This is a genomic window from Pacificimonas pallii (assembly GCF_019204005.1).
GTDB lineage: Bacteria > Pseudomonadota > Alphaproteobacteria > Sphingomonadales > Sphingomonadaceae > Pacificimonas > Pacificimonas pallii.
In genome coordinates, this window is the sequence record NZ_JAGSPA010000003.1 from 603931 (window position 1) to 625811 (window position 21881).

The 21881-nt window shown below is 56.4% G+C and carries 7 protein-coding genes and 1 tRNA gene; 1 reads left to right on the forward strand and 7 read right to left on the reverse strand.

Annotated elements, in window-relative coordinates:
- Nucleotides 1-82 precede the first annotated feature (82 nt).
- Nucleotides 83-1315, reverse strand: a complete 1233-nt coding sequence (locus KCG44_RS11460) for a PAS domain-containing protein (RefSeq protein WP_218446214.1) — start codon at nucleotides 1313-1315, stop codon at nucleotides 83-85.
- Nucleotides 1316-1496: 181 nt separating this feature from the next.
- Here KCG44_RS11460 and KCG44_RS11465 point away from each other — a divergent pair.
- Nucleotides 1497-1572, forward strand: a tRNA-Thr gene (locus tag KCG44_RS11465).
- A gap of 154 nt (nucleotides 1573-1726) precedes the next feature.
- On the opposite strand, the gene KCG44_RS11470 is transcribed toward KCG44_RS11465, so the two are convergent.
- The 6 genes from KCG44_RS11470 to KCG44_RS11495 all read right to left on the reverse strand — a co-directional run bounded on the left by KCG44_RS11470 (nucleotide 1727) and on the right by KCG44_RS11495 (nucleotide 21800).
- Nucleotides 1727-2239: a toxin-activating lysine-acyltransferase gene (locus KCG44_RS11470; protein ID WP_218446215.1), complete on the reverse strand. Its 513-nt coding sequence runs from the start codon at nucleotides 2237-2239 to the stop codon at nucleotides 1727-1729.
- 8 nt (nucleotides 2240-2247) lie between these two features.
- The gene (locus KCG44_RS11475) at nucleotides 2248-16731 is read right to left on the reverse strand and encodes an SPM autocatalytic domain-containing protein (protein ID WP_218446216.1); all 14484 of its coding nucleotides are present in this window, start codon (nucleotides 16729-16731) and stop codon (nucleotides 2248-2250) included.
- Nucleotides 16728-17612 carry a hypothetical protein gene (locus KCG44_RS11480; protein WP_218446217.1) on the reverse strand — a complete coding sequence of 295 codons (885 nt, stop codon included), beginning with the start codon at nucleotides 17610-17612 and terminating at the stop codon, nucleotides 16728-16730. The genes KCG44_RS11475 and KCG44_RS11480 overlap by 4 nt, the downstream gene beginning before the upstream one ends.
- Nucleotides 17609-17797, reverse strand: a complete 189-nt coding sequence (locus KCG44_RS11485; RefSeq protein WP_218446218.1) for a hypothetical protein — start codon at nucleotides 17795-17797, stop codon at nucleotides 17609-17611. Before KCG44_RS11485 ends, KCG44_RS11480 begins: the two co-directional genes overlap by 4 nt.
- Before the next feature lie 359 nt (nucleotides 17798-18156).
- Nucleotides 18157-19647 carry an HlyD family type I secretion periplasmic adaptor subunit gene (locus KCG44_RS11490; RefSeq protein ID WP_218446219.1) on the reverse strand — a complete coding sequence of 497 codons (1491 nt, stop codon included), beginning with the start codon at nucleotides 19645-19647 and terminating at the stop codon, nucleotides 18157-18159.
- Complete coding sequence (locus tag KCG44_RS11495) at nucleotides 19644-21800, reverse strand: type I secretion system permease/ATPase (protein WP_218446220.1); 2157 nt, start codon at nucleotides 21798-21800, stop codon at nucleotides 19644-19646. The genes KCG44_RS11490 and KCG44_RS11495 overlap by 4 nt, the downstream gene beginning before the upstream one ends.
- Between the last annotated feature and the right edge of the window lie 81 nt (nucleotides 21801-21881).

Consider the following 21881-nt stretch of genomic DNA (forward strand, 5'->3'; position numbering starts at 1 on the left):
AGGGGGGCGCTTATGCTCCTCCCGAAGGGAGGACGCAAGACGGGGAAAGTCTTCTTGGATTATGTCGTTCAAACGCCGGATATCAAAGACGGCGTAACGCCCGGTCGACCAGTTCCTCATGATGTCCGACCGCGCCCACAACGCCCAGCCCCCCGTCGGCATTACGGCGGGCCACCACCAGAACGAACTCCTCGTCGCCCGGAACATCGAGCGGCAGTACCGCAATGGACTTCGCGGCGCGCAATTTATCGCGAAGCGCAGCATTGCGGTCCACCGTCGGCTTTGCCGATTCGGCGCGGCGCGCGGCGCGTTCCGCCTTCACCATTCCTTTCAGCCCGCCATCGAATGTCTGGATAAAGGCGCCAAAGCCATCCTCAGACACGTCCGCGCGGGCAGCATGGGAAAGCGCAGCGGCATATTCAGTCAGTCTGGTCTTGTCATAATCCTTGCCGAAAATCAGCTTCACCACCGGCGTCATTGGCGCACGCTGCTGAACCTTCAGTCCGTTCTGCGACAGGAGCCGGGCATATTCATCGGGCGCGCCCAGCGTGCTCAAATGGAAATCCCATGCCGATGATAGCGCCTCGTAGAGCGCAAGTCGGCTGCGGTCATCACTCTTGTTCAGCGCGTCTGCGGCATCGCGGGCGCGCGTCAGACAGTCGGCGACGCCGCCGCCTGCCCGCTTCTCCGCATCATCCGCGCCATCCGCGCCATCCGCGAAATCGACACCTTCCGTCGGCGCGAGTGACAGTTCCGCGAACCCGGCCTCGGCGGCCAGTGCGGCCTCCATTTCCGGCTCTGCAAGTTCCTTCCAGTTGATCACTCCATAAACATGGTCGATCGTGGAACCATCAGCGCTGAGCGGCATCAATATGCCCCGATAGAGCGTGTTGTTCCCCCGGCGCGAGGTGAATTCGGCCTCGAAGCCGATGGGCGCGCGATTCGCGATGATTTCGAAATAGTGGTCGGTCAGGCGTGACAGCAGGCTGCGGCTCGGGACGGCTTCCACGCCGGTTTCGCCGACCTCAAGATCGCATTCCTCACGCAACCAGTCCCCGACGTAACGCAGCACCGGCTTCTGACTACCGGCCGTGAAGTCCAAAAGGACGCTGTTTGCGCCAAAATCATCAAGCATCTCGGGCGCATAATCATCCGGCGCAGGGAATTCACGCCCGTTCAGAAGGCCCGCCCAGTGATTATAGGCCCGCACATGCATGCGGCGCTCATCCTGTTCGACAAATACCGGCGGCGTTTCGAATTCCGGCTCGTCCGCCTGATCCTCAGCAACCGCGAAAACGCCGTTTACACTGTCCATCACAACAAACCCCAACCGACGAAAAAGTTCTTCTCTCATGCACGTCTGACATGCAGCACTTTCGAGATGGTTAACATCCCGCCGGATTTCGTATCCCGCCAATCTCGCTTGTCAGCGCGCCCGCACACTGTTATCTGGCGCGCCTTCGGCAGTTGCGGAGCCCACGCTCCCTCTCTCCCGGGCCGCTTTAGCTCAGCTGGTAGAGCACATCATTCGTAATGATGGGGTCAGGTGTTCGAGTCACCTAAGCGGCACCATTTTCCGCATGCCTTGTGGCGATGCCGGTGGAGCGACCGAACCGCTATTCAAAACATACGAAAAGGGTGGACCGGTGTCCCCGTCCCCCCGAGTCCAAACTCAGATTTCGTCAACCTAGGTGATGGCGGACATGAAGGTGCGCGCGCAGCGGTTTTAGTTAATCTTCGATGCTGCTTCTTCGAGTTTCGCCTTCAACTGTTCGCCTGCATCGGGGGCTATCGTCTGTGTTTTTCGCGCGCCCGTTTTCGGATCCAGATGCTGCAGCTTGATCTCTATACCTTTCAGCGGGCCGGAAATAAGATCGGCGATCATGATCTCCCGTTGCTGGTTTTGGGCATTTGCAAATGGCGCGACGAGGTCGACAAGCCAGCAGGTGTCGCCGGACTTCCAGTCGTCCGCCGCAAACGCTGCGCCAGGCGCAAGCAGGCCCTTCTCCAGCTTCGCTTCCGCGGCCGCGTTACAATATGCCCAGGTCGCATAGCCAACAGGCTTGTCGCCGTCGCGAAAGATATAAAGCTGGCGCAGCATGATCGGCGCCATCACCAGCATTTCCAACTGGAAGATTGGCAGAGCCCGGTGGAGAGGGGACTGGCTCATTAGCCATGTCATCTCCCCAAAAAGGTGACTGATCGTCACGCCGCTCGCGGCGGGTTTTTCATTTTTCATGAGGTTTCCTACACGCGGCTGAGCGTCTTGAACATCTCCGACCGGAAGCCGTTGGTGTCAACGAGGGGGCTAAGACGGCTTTCCGCCATATGGTCTGAAGCGCTGCCGAAACTCGACATGGCCTGCACCAGTTGCGAGATGTCCCGGCCAACCGCGGTCTGGGATCGACCGGCATCATCAAGTGACTGGTCGAGCGCATTTTCAAAGCCGGTCGGTCCAGCTGCGCCACTTTCACCCGTACCTGCCCGGCCGCCGCCAATGGCGAGCGACTCCCGGCGCGCCAGCGACTGGGCACGGGGATCTCTGTCCTGCCCGCCCTGATACTCCAGGATGTTCGCCAGTTGCGGAAGGATGGCATCATTATCGACAGCCTCCTCGGACGAAATGCCAAGCGCAATCTCTGCCAGCGCGATGCTCGACCCGTCGCCCCTGTACGCCTCGCCGCTACGAGTCTCGGTATTGTTGACCCGCCTCAGCTTGCGGCGGCCTTCCAGCGTTTCCAGGGACAGGTGATCAATACCGATATCGGCAAGCGAGAAGATTTCGTCCTGGCTCGACACGCCATTCTGGTCGAGGTCGCGCCAGACCTTCAGACTGCTGAACACGGCATCATTCTGGTCAATCAGCCCGTTCGCGTCGGCATCGAACGTTCTCAAGGCCGCGAAACCGCTGTCGCCATTTGCCCCGATGCGCAGTTCATCGGCACCGTCGACCACGCCATTGCCATTCCCGTCTCGTACAAGAAATCCGTCGGAAGCGCCAATCCAGCCGACCCGTCCGGCGTCGCCATCTCCGTCCTGATCGAAATTGGGGCCGTTCCGCACCCGCACATTCGAAACACCGTCATTTTCGATATCGACAATGATCGTCGTCAGGAGCGCGGCATCGACAGCGCGTGGCCGGGCGTCACCAGTGCTCCTGCGCCGACGTGTCGCCCGATCAATATACATCAGCGCCACGTCGCCGACTTCGCCGACACTTCCATCCTGGCGAAAAAACCGGGACGTCCCGGTTATCACATTGTCGGTCGCGCCCGGCACGATCTGGCCGGTCGGTTTGGGTTTCAGTTCGATGGCTTCGATACCGGCCTCGGCAAGCGACATAAGCTCACGCCTGGTCGACCTGCCATTGCTGTTCCTGTCCTGCCACACCTGAAACTCGGAAAAGCGCTCGTCGCGTGAATCCAGAAGCCCGTTTCCGTTGGTGTCGTAAATCGCAAGCCCCTCCAGGTCGGACGTTGCGCCGGGCGTATCGTTGATGAAGGAGATCTCGGACGCAGCGATTTTGCCATCTCCGTCGCGGTCCAGAACGAGCCAACCATCGTCTGGACCGATCCAGCCGGTTACGTCCTTCTTCCCGTCACCATTCATGTCTACTTTTGTATTCGAATCAGCAAGGCTGATCAGTTCAATACCTTCGCCGTCAAGATCAAGGGCAACGGGATAAGACGGCAACCCGCCAGGAGTATTCGCGACCCACGCAACGTTAATCGCGCGTTTCGGACCAGTCGCACCGACAACATCCTTCGCTTCTATCGTGACGGTATCTTCGCCGCTCACACCGCCTGTGATAGATTTAATTTGTAAACTGAAGAGTCCTGCACTGAGTGCTTTAATTTGATACGTACCTTTGAGACCTTGAGAACCTGGTGCCGTTTGCACCTCAAAAATGGGTGCCAAATCGTCACCATCGTCATCCTCAAGGCGGAAATATGTCACATGCGTCCATACATCAGCAGTAAGGGTCATCGTACCGTTAGGGCTGCTCGGCGCTTGCACGAACGTAGGCGCAAATGGCAGATCCCCAACAGGGATCGTTATATTGACAGTGTCCTCTAGATAACCAGCGCCGCCATTGCGGTCGCGGATGTGCAAAACATATTGGTACTGGTTGTTCGGACCAGAATTCTCATAATCGATGTTGCCCAAGACATAAATGTCATTGCCAACGACCCTGAAGCGCCCGTCCTGTGAATGGTTATTCACGACTCCATTATAGTAGAAGCCGATTTTATGCTGCCCATTAGCTGCTGTGCTGGGGTCAGGATCGCTGATATTGACCGTTCCGACTTTAATGGTCGAGCTTGCCTGCTCAACGACTTTTGGCTGCGCGAGGGAGAAACTTGCGGTCGGCGCTTCGTTGCGATCGATAATCGTGAAGGTTCCGTTCCATGCCGCAGACGTACGGTTCGTACCATCGCGCGCGATGACACTGACAGTGGGCGTAGTATCGGCAAAATCCTCGTAGCGGATGTTGGATTTGCTCCATAGCTGGTTACCAGGCCTGATTTCAAAATGGGCTGCATATTGGCCGCTGACCTCAAGCGCTGGCGTGGGACCGTCTACATCGATGCTGGTTAGCGTCACGAGATGCCGAGCTTCACCTTCTACAAACGAGCTTCGAACAAGTTTGCTCGTCGTTGGCCGGTCTGGATTATCTCCTGTCGGTGACACCGTGATTGTACTGGTGCTCGTGGCAGATGAGAACGCGGTGGTTCCACCTGTCTGGGTAATGGCATATGTTCCGCCATTAACCCCGACAGACATGTCCCAGGCTCGCATGGTGATCGGACTGGGTACTCCGTTGAAGTTCGCGTTCGGGACAAACCGGACGCGGCTGGAAGTGCCTGCGAGAAGCCGCGCATTGTTGCTGGATGCGTTCGCTAAACTGTTCCAGCTCGTCCCTGAGTTAACTGAATACTGCCACTGGCCGTCGCTGGAGCTCGCCCCAATAATTGCGACGGAAATCGGCGCAGCTCCATCAGGGTCGCTCGTGCGGCCGTTGCGGACCATATCCGTAATGCTATGGCCAACATTCGTGGATGGATCCTCGCTGATCGTCGGAAGGTTATAGGAACCCGTAATGATTGGCGCGTCGTTGACCGCTACTATCTTGATCCGTGCGGTATCTGTCTCGACCGAAAAGGCGCTCGCACCGCCATCCTGGGACGCATCCGCCTTCGTCCCGGCAACACCGCTCGATTCATCCCACGCCTTGAAGGTAATCGCCTGCGATATCGTGCCGTTGAAATTTGCTTTCGGCTTCAGACGAAGACGATCTTCCTCGCCCAGCAGCAGAGCGTTTGTTTCGGATACCGAACCGACATCGACCCAGCCTCCATTGCTCGCAAGCCTGTACTGCCAAATCCCTTTCGAGCCATCCACGGCCACCAGCGCGATCGATTCAAGCCCGTTGCCCTCTGGATCGGTTATCGCGGCTGCAGACAACATTTCCTTCATCAGCCGGCCCGCTGTTTCCGTGGCATCTTCGTCTATAGTATTAAGGATCGCATCATAGGCAGGATTGAGAACAGGCGCTTCATTCACATCGTTAATAGCAATCGCGACAGTGCCTTCATCTGACAAATGCCCAGGATTTCCGTTCCGGTCGCTCGCGATGTACTGATAGCTGACCTGATGGCCAACGCCGGACAATGCCTCGTAATCCACACCGGCGGCGACTTTGATCGCGCCGCTGTCAATGCCAATCGTGAACAGCCCGTCGTCCGATGTGAGCGTGCCATTGGCGAAACGGTAGCGAATGTCCCCGTCGCGATGCGCGGCGGGATCGGGGTCACTGGCGTAGACCGTCCCCACCATGGTGCCCAGCGCGACATTTTCATCGACGTTGAAATTAAATGTGTTTGCGGTCGGCGCGCCGTTCACGGCGATCGCGATGCTGTCCACCGTCTCCGCGGTATCGCCGCCATCATAAGATCGTGCCGTGACGGTCAGGTTCAGGTCCTGTCCTGCGCCATTGACAGCCGGTGTGATGGTAAGTCCGGCAAGGTCACCCGCTGACAACAGCCAATTGCCGCTCTCCTGCCTCGACCCCTTGTTCAGGACACCCGATGCAGGAACGCCGCTAATCTCGATCTCGAGCGTTTCCGACGTGTCTGTAAGCGCCGCCGCGATATCAAGCCCGATCGGCATGCCTTCATTGCCGCTATCGACCGAACCATTGGCCTGCGCAAGGGCGAGTGTCGGCGCGTCAGCGACGGCCGCGAAATTCACCGTGAACTCCTGAAGCGTCTTCAGGCCGCCATCGTCGACAGCGAACCGGATGATGGCACTGCCACTTGCATTGGCATTGGGCGCGAATGTCAGTGTGCGGGTCGCGCCCGTTCCTGACACCGTGATCAGCGACGAAGACAGCAGCGCTTCGTTACTGGAGGTGATGTCCACGACCTGCAGCGAGGCAAGGGCGGTGAAATCGTCTGACACGGTGAATGATTGCGAAACTGGGCCACTATCCTCAGTGAAGTTTCGAACACTCGCAAGTCCGGTCACGACCGGAGCCGCATTCCCGTACCAGTGGCCGTCAACCTGCGCCTGAATGGCGGCCGGGATTTCAGTCGCGCCCGGGGGCGGTCCGCTGCTGTGCGCAGCCATCGTCGCGATCAAACCTTCGACATCGATGTCGTTGGTGACGCTATCGCCGCCCACAATTTGCTCGATCACGAAACTGGCACTGGGATTTCCGTTAATGTCGTACCAGTCCTTAACGGTTACCTTGGTGGTGGTGCCCAAAACCGAAACGATCACATCGCGTCCGGACTTCTCGAACCAGAGATGGTCTTTTGTTACTGTGGGTCCAAAGCTCAGCTGGTCCTGACCACCATCCGCGTCGTAATTGTGGACAATGTCCTCACCCGACATGCGGTCGAAATGATAATTATCATCTCCATTACCACCGGTGAGAATGTCATTTCCGGCACCACCATAGAGGTTGTCACCAGCATCACCGGCATTCAGGATGTCGTCCCCGGCCTCACCATATAGTTTATCACCGCCAGCGCCGCCGTTTAGCGTGTCGTTCCCATCGCCGCCATAAAGCTCGTCGCCATCAGCCTCTCCATATAACGTGTCGTTTCCTTCATTGCCGTAGAGTTTATCGGCGCCGTCACCGCCGTAGAGCGTATCGTCACCCTCTCGCCCTCTCAGAATATCGTCGCCAGCCCGGCCATAAAGTATATCGTTTCCGCCATACCCTTCCAGCCGCTCATTTCTGGACGACCCGTAAAGGACGTCATCATGGGTCGTTCCAAAAAGTTGTTCGATGCTGGTTATCGTATCGCCGCTGGCCTGCCCCCGGCTGCCAGTCCCCAGTTCAAGGTCCACGGTGACACCGCTGGTTGCGGTGTAGTAGGTGAGAATATCATCTCCCGAACCGCCGTCGATATGATCCTGTCCGGTCCCGCCGTAAATGACGTCGTTTCCAGCGCCGCCGCTGATAACGTCGTCGCCGCCATCGCCGTAAAGCCTGTCATTCCCAGCGGCGCCGAGCAGCGTATCGTCACCGTCACCGCCACTCACGACGTCAGCGCCATCGCCGCCATCCAGATAGTCATTGCCTCTTTGGCCGTGCAGATCATCGTCGCCCGCTCCGCCATACACATGGTCATGGCCAAATTCACCATTCACATAGTCGTTGCCACTACCGCCATAGACATAATCGTCACCGTCCTCGCCGTAGAGATGGTCATTATCAGCTTGGCCATAGAGATAATCCGCGCCGCTACCGCCATAGAGCCTGTCGAGGCCGGCACCGCCTTGGAGGATATCCGCACCCCCATGGCCATAAAGATGATCATTGCCATCAAAACCGTTGATTTCATCGGCGCCGCTCGCACCGTTCAATATGTCACGACTGGACGTGCCATTCACAACGTCGACCAGGTCGTTGACGGCAAAAACAAAGTCTTTCTGATAGGCGAGCCCGGCGCCATTCTGATCCGTCGCTGTAATCGTCAGCGTAATTGACGTATCTCCGGCTTCATAATCCAGCGCTATGCCTGACTTCAGGCGCAGCTGCGATCCGGATATTTCGAAGCGATCGTCGGATATGGTCACCAAATGCTGACCATTTGCAACATTGATTGAATCGTCATCGATAACGCCGAGATATCCCAGGAGCGCGCCGGTCTCATTCTCGTCAATGCTGGACGAACCCGTGAACTCGATATCACTAGGCGCCTCATTAATGTCATTGACGCTGATCACGAATGTTTGTTCGACAGATGCACCGCTGGCATCAGTGGCGGCAATCGTGACGTCGTGCGCCTGATCATCCTCGAAATCGACCTCGGCGCCAGCGGCAACCGTGACCGCGCCCGTCGCACCGTCGATCTGAAACAGCCCGCTTGGATCGATCAGCAGATATCTATGCGTATCGTTCAGATCGTCGTCGACGGCGACGGCATTGCCGACGACGGTGCCGGCCGGTGCATTCTCGTCGACGCTTCCCGCAAATATTACTGCTGTCGGTGCATCATTAACGTTGCGTACTTCCAGCTCAAAGATTTGCGTCGTGATGAATTCGCTGTCGCGCGCGGAAATAGCGATGGAAAGGGTGCCGACGTGCGCATCCCCTGGGATTCCACTGAAAGTTCGGGTCGCCTCATCATAGTTCAGCCAGCCGGTCGTGCTAATCGCGTCGCCGTTTGCAAGTGTAGCCGATATCTGAAAATCGTCACCATTATCGTCCGCGAAAGCGTCCGCGGGCACGGTGAAACTGAATGTCCCATCTTCATCTGCCGCAAGGTCCGGGACCTCCGTCACGATACGCGGGGCAACATTATCAGGGTTTAAGTCGATTATCTGGTCGGCGAACGCCAGATAACGAATTCCGCTTAAGCTATCCTGGCCCTCATCTCCGTCGGCGGCGTTGATATCCTGAACCGTATAATTGCCATTGGTTCCGGCTTGTACATTGTAATCGCTGCTGATCCCGAAATAAACGGCCGTATCCGCACCGCCGCGGCCGATAATCGTGTCGTTACCGGACAGGCCGGTGAACCTGTTGTTGGTGTCATCGCCAAAGAATGTGTCGGAGGCACTGCCGCCAATCACATTTTCTATGGATGCGACGCTTTGCGTTGCCGTCAGGCCTGACTTGAACGTACCTGCATCAAGGTCCACGATAATGCTTGACGTTGCGTGTCCATGGTCAATCGTGTCATTGCCTGCACCGCCGTCGAAACTGTCGACGCCTTCGCTGGAAACGAGAACATCGTCACCAGCGCCGCCGAACAGTTCATCGTCGCCAGCGCCGCCAGCGATGCGATTTGCCAGATCGTTACCAGTAATATGATCGTTGCCGTCCGACCCGGTTACGTCTTCGAAACCGTCGATTGTGTCGGTGTCTGTTCCGTTGGTGGCCGTTCCGGCAGTCAGGTCTACTGTCCAATCGCCAGCCTCGGTCGACAGGTCGAGTTGATCCGTTCCTGCACCACCAGATAATGTATCGCTGCCCGCCCCGCCGCTGATCCGGTCATTACCTGTGCCGCCGTCGACAATATCAACGCCTGCACCGGCGAGAATATGATCATCGCCGACAGATCCGATCAGGCTGTCTTGTAAACTCGAAAGCTCGAGCCGCTCAATTCCGACGAGTTCAGTATTTGAAAGGTCGATATTGACCGAACTGCCATTGCGGAAATGCAGAATACTGCTCGTCTCCGCGCGAATGCGTTCGATGGAAGTCAGCGTGCGGATTCCGAGCGCATTGTCGCCATCCTTTATGACGATTTCGTCAAAACCGGCACCGCCATCGAAATAATCGAAGCCAGCAGTCAGCTCAGAGATGAAAGTGTCGTTCCCTTCACCGCCATTCAGGTGGTCATCGCCCGCGCCGGACAGGAATGTATCATCAAAATCGGTGCCGGTGACGAGGTCGTTGCCGGCTTTGTCCTCGAATGTCGCGCCGCCGAAGTAATTGGGATCGCCCGCGAGCGTATCCACTCCGCTGGTGCCCTCATAAACGGCACGGCTGGAAAAAATCCCCGCCGACTGCCAGACGGATTCCAGATCTTCCCAGCCAAGCACGCCGCCAGCTTGAAGAGCGGTCTCGAGATCGAATTTAGATAGTCCTGCATTACTGGCCGTGATGCTGCGCACGCCGTGCGTGCCGCTTGCCCAGCCGACGATTGTCGCCTGCATACCGGTCAGCGTATCGCTGATCTTCAGATCGCCAGCAACGACCTCAAACGTCAGGTCCTCGGCACGGCTTTCCGTCAGGCTGACGTCGTCATAACCTGCTCCTGCGGTGATGGTGTGATTACCATTACCGCCAAGCAGATATACGTCATTGCCGTCACCGCCGGACAGCGTGTCCGATCCGGCATATGCCTGCAGCGCATCGTTACCACTGCCGGCGGTCAGGATATCGTCGCCCTCGCCGCCTGCGAGGGTGTCATCGCCGTCACCGCCGTCCAGCGTATCGGCACCGGCATCGCCATAAAGCTGGTCGTTGCCATCTCCGCCAGTCAGAGCATCGTCGCCGTCACCGCCGTAAATGGCATCTATGCCCGCGCCGCCCGTCAATACGTCATTGCCGTCACCACCGTACAGGACGTCATCGCCGCCGCGTCCGTCCAGCGTGTCGTCGCCCGCCAAGCCTTTTAGCCAGTTATCATTGGCGTCACCCGACAATGTGTCACCATATCCAGCCGAGCCGACGATGTTCTCTACATTGACGATTGTGTCACCCTGCGCGTGACCGCCGGAGCCTGTACCCGCAGCCAGATCGACGGTGACCGCCGCATCCGAAACGACATAGCGGATGGTATCCCCCAGTTGCACGTTCTGGCCTTCGACGGCGGGATCGCGAACCGTATGCGCGCCGCCATCGAGATGATCGGCGCCAATATTGCCTTCAAGGCTATCATCTCCCGCACCGCCGTAAAGACTGTCATCGCCCGAGGCGCCGCCGAGGGCGTCATTGCCATCATGCCCTTCGATGACATTGTCATGGGGTGAGCCGACAATAAGGTCGTTTTCCGCGCCGCCGATCAGGCCCCCGCCGTACAAATAGAAAACATGGGCAAGGTCGATCGTCAGCCCATCCTGAAACTGCAGGAGCTCAACGGCACTCGCGCCGCCAAGTCGCTGATCCTTGATTATAATCGAATTCAGATTCCCCGTAATCCTTAGCTGCAGATCATTCCCATTCTGCCATCTGGGATTAAGTTCGCTTATATCCGAGATGCGATCGAGTTCGATCGTATCGAGGCCGCCATCACCGCCGGTAAGGGTGGCCACACCAGTCCCATCGACGGCAAACTCGCCTTCATGGATTGTGTCGGCATGAAAAGTGCCTTCGCCGTAAACATAAGTGTCGTCACCGCCGCCGCCCCACAGCGTATCACTGAAGGCGCCGCCCTCGATAACGTTATCACCGTCATTGGCGTAAATGCGATCCTTGCGCCGTGACCCTGTGATGTTCTCGATGCTCTCATAGGTATCGCCCGCGGCGTCTTCCGTGTTGAACTCTTCATGGTCGAGATAGATGTTCACATAGGTCGCGTATGTGGCAAGATGGCTGTAATCGACCGTATCGTTGCCGCTGCCACCGATCAGGATATCGTCCCCTTGGCCCGCGCGCAGCACATCATCGCCCGCGCCGCCGAACAGGACATCGTCGCCCGTACCGCCATCGAGGATATCCTGTCCGCCATTGCCGTTCAGGATATCGTCGCCGTACAGGCCTTCGATGAAGTCGTCCCCGGCATTGCCCGTCAGCCAGTCCCCATCGCCGCCACCGACGATCGTGTCGTCACCGTCCGTACCGCCGCCGCCCCAGATACCGATGCTGCCGGTGTCGAGGAGCCCCGTATTGAAGAAGGAGAACTGCTCGATCGGCTTGCCTGCCGTGCCCCAGTCGAGCTGCCAGTCCTTCAAAGTGATGGAATCCACCAAAGAGGCAAATCCACCGGATTCGGCATTGCTTTCGCCGATGCCGAGGATCAGGTCGCTGTCAGCGGTCATCATCTGAATGTCGGCGACGTCGATACCGATATCGAATTCAAGCGTATCGTTCCCGGAGTCCGCGCTTTCGCCCGTCATGTGGCGACGAAGAATACCGTTTTCCCAGTCATATTCTGCGTTCAAAAGCCAGTTGCTGCCGTCAAAGACGAGTGCGCCTTCACGGGTACGAATGACCAGCGAATCCGCTTCGGTATAATGTCCGTTCTGGAATTCGCCCAGCTGCCAGACATTGATCCAGTCATTCGTGAACGCATCAAAGACAATGTCATGACCGTGCCCGCGCGAGAAGCGGAAAATGTCATCGCCGCTACCGCCCACAACCAGGTCGTTCCCAGCCTCACCGGCCACGATATCATCGCCGGACTGGCCGAAGACGCGGTCATTGCCGCGGCCGCCTGTGACCACGTCGGCATCGGCGCCGCCCATCACATGGTCGTCGCTGTCCGCGCCCAGCACGATATCCCGGCCGGTGCCCGCGCTGATGAAGTCATCGCCCGCGCCGCCGATACCGACATCGTCGCCGCCCAGCGTGTAGATCACGTCATTGCCGCTACCGCCGTGCACGAAGTCGGAATAGCTCGTGCCCACGATGACATCGTCACCCTGGGTGCCGCGCGTGAAGCTCGCGAAATTCCCGATCTCCAGCTCGGTGCCGTCGGCCAGGCGCAGGATCTCGATCCGCTTGAACGGGTCCATCCAGTCCACCATGCGCACGACCTGGCCCGGCAGGGGCACGCCCTGATCGTCGACGACCAGGACCAGCATGTCCTCCCCGTTGCGCTGAAACGCGATATTCTCCAGCCTGATCCCCGCGCCCAGCACCAGCGCGTCGCGCCCGCCCGCCGCGTGACCCGCGCTGCCCGAACGCCCGCTGATCGCGCGCGTGCGCTCGACATAGGGCGTGTCGCCGATCCAGTCCTTGACGATCAGCCCCGCCGTCAGGTCGGCGATGCGCTGCGCCGTGTCGATCCGGGCGATCTGCCCCTGACCCGTGCCGTAACTGACCCCGTCATCCTCGAAAATGTCGCTGTCGCCGCCCGCGCGGTAGATATACTGGTCATCGCCAGCGCCGCCCGAGACGGTATCGTCGCCGCCGCCGCCGGACAGGATATCGTCCCCGCCCGCGCCGATCAGCACATCATTGCCCGCACCGCCCTCAAGCCAGTCAGACCCCTCTCGGCTGGTCAGCGTGTCGTTGCCGTCCCCGCCATCGAGATAATTCCCGTCACCGCCCAGGCCGCCGGATTGAGAGCCGGACACCAGCGTATCATCGCCGTCTCCGCCAAGCAGCCAGTCGTCGAGGCGGCCGCCATAAAGCGTGTCGTTGCCCGCACCGCCTAGAGCATTATCGCCGCGGTCAGACAACATCACCACATCGTCACCTGAACCCGCAACAACAGTCGCAGCTACATTGATCTTGTGATCCGCTGTATCATGGATGCCACCATTGACCAAAACTCCAGAATTGAGATCACCAGATTGCCCCTCGAGAAAATTGCCTGAGAATTTAATTCTGTCAGCCCCGGTCGAACCATCGATAATATCTGTAGACGCCGCAAAAATCGTGTCGAAAAAGACAAAATCAGTATCATCAGAAATCACCCTTGATAGTTTTCCGCTTGCGTAATCAGTTTCAAAATAAAACTTTACATTTGAAGAAACCGCGTCTTCACGCGCTAAAAAGTCCGAGTATCCTCCAAACCAATCCGCTTTATGCCGCTCCAGTATTCCGAGCTCGCTAGCCCTGACAAACGTAATTGCCCATTCTGCTGAAAATGCACTATCTGGTGATGACGCGATTATTGCGTTTACAATTTTCTGATTTTGAAAATATTCCGAAAATCGTTTTCCCACCAGAAGGTCACTATACAAACCTTCGATAACGAAATTTTCTCTGCTTACAAGCTCAATACCATTATACAATGCTCTCTTCAAAAATGTATCTCCGCCAGAGATTTCCATTTTAGAAATACCATGATGGACACCGACATTTGTTACCTCTGCAAAATCAGTGGAACGAAATGCTATCGCATTTTTGGATCTACTGCTGTCCTTCCACCACACCCACTTATCTTTTCGTAGGCCGTAACCTCCAAAATCTATTTCATCAAAGTTCGAGAGACGACCACCGACAAATGACAGCACGGAATTATACGTATCGGCAACTGTCTTATTGATATTGGCAGCTGCCTCTATCGAGCCACCTTTTCTCGCCCAAAAATTCTCTGCCACAAACATTCCGCTGGCGGAATCCCATGATACATCCCCGCCCGAACGAGGTGTGCCGCCAAAAACAGACCCGATCAGCCCCCCAAGAAGAAAGCCCACAAATGCACCAATCGCAGCACCTGCAGGTCCGGCGAGCGCAGTTCCGAGTCCCGCCAGCGCGTCACCAAGCAACTTTCCCGCCACCGCACTGCCTATACTTGCCCCTATAGATGAGCCCAACTGGCCACCAATAGTGTCAAATGCCACAATCTGAGAAGCGGCAAAGGTTCCCAAAAAAGAACCAAAGGCATTGCCGACAGCGCCATCAAGTCCATCGTTCCACTTGAATTTAACACCAGTATCCACATTAATGGTACCGGCCCGAAGTAAATTGTTGGAAATTGTAGCAACGGACGTGCTCGCGCTCTGTTGCAGCACGCTCCCAACGGCGCCATCAATACCTAAAGAAGCCAGTAATTCACCAGTCAAAAACGCAGATACGGCGCCAGCACCGGATGATGCCAAATCTATACCGAAATCGGTGAACGCTACGTCAAGCGCATCGTCAAATTGGATCGGCAGTCCTTCCCCGTCTACCGGCAATCTCAAAAAATAAGCTTGAGCGGCCTCGCCTAGATTTCCCATTACCGCGCCTAAAACTGTGCTCGACGCGACTGAACCCAACGGATCAGATACCAAATGTCGTCCCAAGATACCGCCAAAAAGCGACCCAATTTGCTCGCCAGAAATGAGAGATCGAGAAAAATCAAAATCCAGCGATGGCTCCCCAATAGGCTCTCCACCTTCCTCGAATTCGTCCCACCTCCTAATTATTCGCGCCTCGCCGTGATTCGGGAAATCTACTACTTCTACCTTTTCAACTAATTCAGTATTGCCATCATCACCTTTCTGCCCTGCCAAATAATTTTCATTCCCTGCCGCATTTCGTAGTCTAGCAAAGAATGTCCCGTCATTAGAGATAGATGCCTCTATAAGGCTATCGTCAGGATCAAAGAATGTAACGAGTGACGTATTGTGGGCCAACAAATTATTTGCGATGAAATTGTTCAACCTTCCTACAGTTAGATTAAACAATTCTATTTGTTCGTGTCTTATAAATACGTCTTTCGATGTTACCGGCATTATTGAACCATCGTAATTTTTAATACTAAGATTTCTTTCAATAATTTCAGATAACTCATAATACTTATTGTCACAGCAGAGGAATTTATGCCCTAGTGATGTAATTGTTTTACCAAATAGTACAACGCTGTGATTAGATACCACCCTATGAGTTTCTAATACTACTTCCTCGCAAAATTTTTCATTATTTAAATCAAATGCTATAACTTTGTCACCAACACAAACGTCAATAATTGATTTTTTAGAACCATCTGCCATACCAATCTTGGTATCTTTACCAAAACAGTGATTTTCAATCATAGTTTGTTGCGTTGTTCGAGCCGCTTTAAGGTCCTCTTCTGCTGTCCTACCAGGCTTACTTACTAGCTCACCATTGAAAAGGACGGATCCCGGCTCAATATTCCCGAATTGATCTTTTACGTAATTTACTTCATAATGTTTATCAAGTATTTGTGGATTTTCTGTGGATACTGGTCGTCCGCTGGGCCTAATCCTTCCCTCCGGGCTAACTTCTGGCGACCAATACTGTGTCGTCGTTTCGGTTACAAATCTCTTGTCACCATCAATTACCCTACTTTCAAAGCGGGTAGAGATATTAACAACTTTATCACCATTTACTGTTCCTGTTTCCAGTGAAAAGTCTTGTCCGAAATCAAATACACCATTTGCCCCGGTGAATGGGTTACGGTCAAGACCAACTGCAGGAAGTTGGTCGAAGTTTTTAATACCAAATCGCTTATATAGTGAGAACATTGCTGCTGCTTGCCAATTTGGCCCCTCTCCACCAACGATATCGGAAACGATATCGTCCTTAGAAGCATTAAATTCGGCTGAGATTTCACTATAATGGTTATCAATCCAATTCGAAAGCTGAGTAATCGCAAAATCTTCTACAAATGATTGCTTGCTATACATCTGGATATTAAAACCATACCTAACACCGGCATTTGTGAATGGCCAAGTTAATGAAATTGATAGCAATCCAGATTTAATCTGATTTTGATTATTTTGCTCAGCAGATAATTGTATTGACAGCCCTTTAACACTCTCTTCCATCACTACGACGAGTTCGTCGCTATCGAAACCCTCGAATTGATCTAAGCTTCCAACAACCGCTCTGCCCCTACCGCCAATTAAGAAGCTGCCTGACGCATTGACTGCGCGATCATCGAAAGTCAGACTTCCACCAATAGAAAATACGTCTGTACTTAGATTAATGCCAACGCCGAAATTTGGCGCGACCTTCATATAATAGCCTTGACTCTCTAGAACATTAAAGATCGCTGAAAATTGCTGAGTCGAAACACTTTTCGCTGCTGCATTTCGTAAAAGATCTGACATCTCTTGAAAACTGACGTGAGTCAACGGCATCATTTATCTCCACTCATGGCATGTATGCGATCACGCATTATCTGCATTAAGTAACGCTTTTTATCTAGATTAAGATCAAACGGATTTTCTCCAGATTTTTTTAATCTTTCTTCAATAAATTCCTCCTTATTTTCTTTGTATTCATCGTTCACGGGAAAAATATTTGAAAATGACACAACATCTATACTATTACCGCTGAACATATGCGGAAATAAGCGCGGGGAATGGATATCTTCGAGGTCCACCCTCATCGTATATTCGGCCAGTCCATGAAGACCTAAACTAGTGAAAGAGGCTGCAACGGCACACGCCTGACCAGAAAGATCAATGTATTTTTCAGACTCAGGTATATGTACTACATAACTTCGTTCTTTTGCCCTATAGATTGCGCAGTTATTAGATAAATCATTAACGAGGACTTCAGTTAATCCTGAATCATCTTTATCTGATATCTCTATGTCCAAATTTAGATATCCATCATTTTCGGTCGCACACGCGCGTCCGCGTATAATAACCTCAAAGTTTTGCTCGCTATTTCGAGAAAACTTCATGTATAAGTCACTAATAGATGACAATGTATCGCGATGAGAGGAATCAACATCGTCGGCGTTCCAATCAAGGCACTCGCCATTTCTTCTCAATCCAATAACTATATCGAATTTCTTTGAAGGCAGGGAGGTAAGCGTTCCACCACCAATAGCCTCTTGGATTAGCTCATCATATACAGAAACAAGGTCGCTATTAGATAGAGCTTCCGTTGGCGCCGATGAGCTACAAGAAAGTACAAGCATCGCAGCAGATAATGATAACACAGAAATGAGGCTTAATGGCATTAAGAATCCTATGCAATTCAATGGCATTTTTACAAGTTTGATTTTTATCACCGCCCCCTCCCCGCTTCACTCGTCGCCCTCGATATCAGTGACAGGACATGGTCGACGATCCGGCGCTGGTCCGTCTTGATTTCCGCCGTCGCCGTCATGCCCGCTGAAATCGCGCGGCACAGGGCGGCGGTCTTGGGGGTCAGGCTATCAGGGGGCGACGGACATGCCCCAGTCTCCATACTCATCGATTGCCCCCGCGAATCCAATATAAAACATGCTTAGCATCATCCACGTAACAATCATATGACATGGAGCAATCCGCACGCAGACAATCGCCGCGCCGCGTCTCATCGCACGGCCGTGCGCACCACCGCCAACATCGCCGACGCCCTGCATCAATGGCAACATAAATTAAGTATAGTGCCCCTGTCCCTGTGATTAAGCTCCAGCTGCGCCCATTTAAAACCCTCCTGAGCGTTTCGCGCGAGCTTTTGCAATTTCGCCTCGGTTTCCGAAACAGGCACCGCAGTAAGACGAATACCTGGGTACTTCATGAGTATGCAGGAAATCAGCAGCGACATGCACAGAATCGTTGAAATGCGGATCACCGCTCCCTCCCCGCTTCACTGGTCGCCTTCGATATCGGCGACAGGAAATAGTCGATAATCCGGCGCTGGTCCGTCTTGATCTCCGCCGTTGCGGTCATGCCCGCCGACATTGCACGGCACAGGGCGGCGGTCTGGGCGGCTTTGCGTGTGTCTTCGCCGGTCGGTGCGCAGTCGAGGGCGACGCGGGCGGTGTAGACCAGGCCGACATTCTCCTGCTCCACCGCATCGCTGCTGATGCGCGTCAGCGTGCCGGGGATCAGGCCGTGGTCGGTGAACGGGAACGCCTCCAGCTTGACCGCCACCTCCTGCCCCTCCCGCACGAAGCCGATATCCTTGTTCAATAACATGACCTCCGCGACAAGGTCATGACGGTCACCACGCGGCGCCTTTCTACTGGTGCCTTCGCCGCCGCCTTCCGGCACCACCACCATCAGCGCCTCGGCAGGCTGCACGACGCCGCCGATCGTGGCAAGCTTCAGCTGCTGCACCGTCCCCGACACCGGCGCGGTCAGCTGCATCAGCCCCGCGCGGCGGCCCGCCTTGGTCATGTCGCCCACCGCCATGGCGATGCGGTTTTCCGCGTCGGACAGCTCGGCAAGCGCGGCGCGGATGGCCTCCTGCCGCGCCTGTGCCTGCCCCTGCCGCGCGGCCGATACGCTCGCGAGCGCCTGCTGCTCGGTATTGCGGGCGATGGCGCCGTTCTTCTCCGCCTCCACGAGCGCGGCTTCATAGTCGAGCAGTTGCAGTTTCGACTGGAACCCGCGCTCGGCAAGCTCCCGGCGCGCCTCCACCTGCTCGCGCAGCAGCGGCGCCGTCTCACCGAGCTTTGCGATCTCCTGACGCGCGGCGCCCGCCTGCGCCTGCGCGGACCGCGCCTGATCGGCAAGGCCCGCACTGCGCGCGCGGTACTCCGCCAGCTGCGCCGCGATCAGCGTCTGCTGCACCCGCGCGACGGCGTCCGGCGTTCCCTCGGGCGCAGTGAACGTGGCATTGCCGCCCTGCAGGCCGCCCAGGACGGCCCTGGCCCGCGCCGCATCGATACGCGCCGCCAGAAGCGCGCGCTCGGCCTGTCCCGCCTCCGCATCGGCGACGGTCGGGTCGAGTTCGACGAGCACATCCCCGGCGGCCACCCGCTGCCCCTCCCGCACGTTCAAGGCGCGGACGATGCCGAGTTCCGGCGCCTGCACGGTCTTCACGCGGCCCTCCGGCACCAGCTTTCCGGGGGCGACGGCAACGACGTCCATGCGGCCAATAAAGCTCCACAAGAGCGCGATGGCCAGGCACGACATCAGGAACCACAAAAGGCCGCGTCCGATCGGACTGGGCGGGGTTTCCATCACTTCCAGCGCGGCGGGCAGGAAGTCGGTCTCGTCGATTTTCCGGTGCGTTTTTGCGCGCTCCGTCTCCTGACTCCACGCCGCGCGCAGCACCGCCCAGTGCCGCGCGAGCGACGGGAAACGATCGGCCGCGGCCGATGCGACGCTCATACCGGGACTCCCATCTGGCGCTTGTACATTTCGGCGTAGCGGCCACCGGCGCGGATCAGCGTTTCGTGATCGCCCTCTTCAGTGATCTCGCCCTTTTCGACCGTGATGATGCGGTCGCACTGCCGCACCGCGCTGAGGCGGTGTGCGATGATCAGCACCGTGCGGCCCTTCGCGATCAGTTTCAGATTGCGCTGCACGATCTCCTCGCTCTCCGCATCCAGCGCGCTGGTGGCCTCATCCAGAATCAGGATGCGCGGGTTAGTGATCAGCGCGCGGGCGATGGCGATGCGCTGGCGCTGCCCGCCCGACAGATTGCCGCCGCGCTCGTCGATCTGCGTGTCATAGCCTTCCGCCAGTTCCAGGATGAACTCATGCGCGCCCGCGGCCTGGGCGGCGGCCATGACGCGCTCCTGCGGCAATGTGGGGTCGGCGAGCGCGATGTTGTCCCTGACCGAGCGGTTGAACAGGATGTTCTCCTGCAGCACGACGCCAACCTGACGCCGCAGCCATGCGGGATCGACCATGGCGAGGTCGGTGCCATCGACGCTCACGCGGCCCTGCTCCGGCACATAAAGCCGCTGTACAAGCTTCGTCAGCGTCGACTTGCCGGATCCCGACGGACCGACGATGCCAAGCATTTCGCCCGCCGCGATCTCCAGACTGACACCGCGCAACACTTCGGGGGTGTCGGGGCGATAGCGGAAACGCACCTGGTCAAAGCCAATGCGCCCCTCGATTTTGGGAAGCGCCGCACGGCCCAGCTTCTGATCCGGCTCTGCGGGGGCATTCAGAACATCGCCCAGACGCTCGACGGACACGCGCACCTGCTGGAAATCCTGCCACATCTGCGCCAGCCGCAGCACCGGCTGGGCCACGCGCCCCGCCAGCATGTTAAAGGCAACCAGCGCGCCAACGCTAAGCTCACCGCCAATCACGGCCTTCGCGCCGAAATACAGGATGGCGACAGTGGTGAGTTTGGAGACCAGCTGCACCGACTGACTGCCCCAGTTCGACAGCCGCACGACGTCGAAATTGGTCTTGGTATAGCCTGCGATCTGCTTTTCCCAGCGCTCGCGCATCTGCGGCTCGACCGCCATGGATTTCAGCGTCTGGACGCCTGTCACACTCTCGACCAGAAACGCCTGATTTTCCGCTCCGCGCTGGAACTTCTCTTCCAGGCGGCGGCGAAGGGCGGGCGTGATCACGACGGAAATCGCAATATAAATGGGGATCGAAATCGCCACGACCAGCGTCAGCATCGGCGAGTAGATGTACATCACGCCGAGAAACACGAAGGTGAACAGCAGGTCGATGACGAGGGTCACGGAAGAGTTGGTCAGGAATTCGCGAATGGTTTCCAATTCGCGGACACGCGCCACGCTGTCGCCTACCCTGCGGCTTTCGAAATAGCTGAGCGGCAGTTTCAGGAGATGCCGGAACAGCTGCGCGCCAAGCTCCGCATCCACGCGGTTCGACGTATGCGCGAACAGCCAGGTCCTGAGGCCGGACAGAATCACTTCCCACACGGATATGATGACGAAACCGATCGCGAGCACGGTCAGTGTTGTCATCGACTGGTGGACGAGCACCTTGTCGATGACCAGCTGGAAAAAGATCGGTGTCGCCAGTGCCACCAGCTGCATGAAAAAGCTGGCCAGCAGGACGTCGCGAAGGGCGCTGCGATACTTCACCAATGCAGGAATGAACCACGATACGTCGAACCGGCGCTGTCCGCCCGCCAGCATCTCGCGCGTGGTCATGAAGATCAGCTCGCCGCCATATTCCGCAGCCAGGGTATCGGCGTCCCAGATTTCGGGCTTGCCGTCGCCGTCCGGGCGCTGAATCAGCGCTTTTTCGGCGCCGTCCTGCTCGTCGATCTTCGCGAGAATGAAGAAGCGCCCGTCAGTGCCTCGCGCGATTGCTGGCAGGGGTTGCCGTGAGAGCTTTTCAACCGGGACCCGCTTCAGCCGCGCATTGATCTTCAGAGGTTTCGCGGCGCGCAATATGTCCTGCGGCGTAAACGGGTCATTGCCCCGCCCGCGTTCGTGAATCAGCTGATTTGGATCGACTGCCACGCGCAGAAATTGCGCCAGCATCAAGAAGCTTTGCAAAGCGGTATCACCGCCCTGCGCAGCCGTAGACTCATACTGCATTTTTGCCCCTTTTAGGGATCGTGCAGTCGCAGCAAAAACTTGATTTGTCCAGATAGTTTCATCTGGAAACGAACAGATTTA

Coding starts and splice junctions, on each gene's coding strand:
- KCG44_RS11475 (WP_218446216.1), bottom strand. CDS start 16,731: ATGATGCCGTTGACTCACGTCAGTTTTCAAGAGATGTCAGATCTTTTA.
- KCG44_RS11495 (WP_218446220.1), bottom strand. CDS start 21,800: ATGCAGTATGAGTCTACGGCTGCGCAGGGCGGTGATACCGCTTTGCAA.
- KCG44_RS11490 (WP_218446219.1), bottom strand. CDS start 19,647: ATGAGCGTCGCATCGGCCGCGGCCGATCGTTTCCCGTCGCTCGCGCGG.
- KCG44_RS11470 (WP_218446215.1), bottom strand. CDS start 2,239: ATGAAAAATGAAAAACCCGCCGCGAGCGGCGTGACGATCAGTCACCTT.
- KCG44_RS11485 (WP_218446218.1), bottom strand. CDS start 17,797: ATGAGTATGGAGACTGGGGCATGTCCGTCGCCCCCTGATAGCCTGACC.
- KCG44_RS11460 (WP_218446214.1), bottom strand. CDS start 1,315: ATGGACAGTGTAAACGGCGTTTTCGCGGTTGCTGAGGATCAGGCGGAC.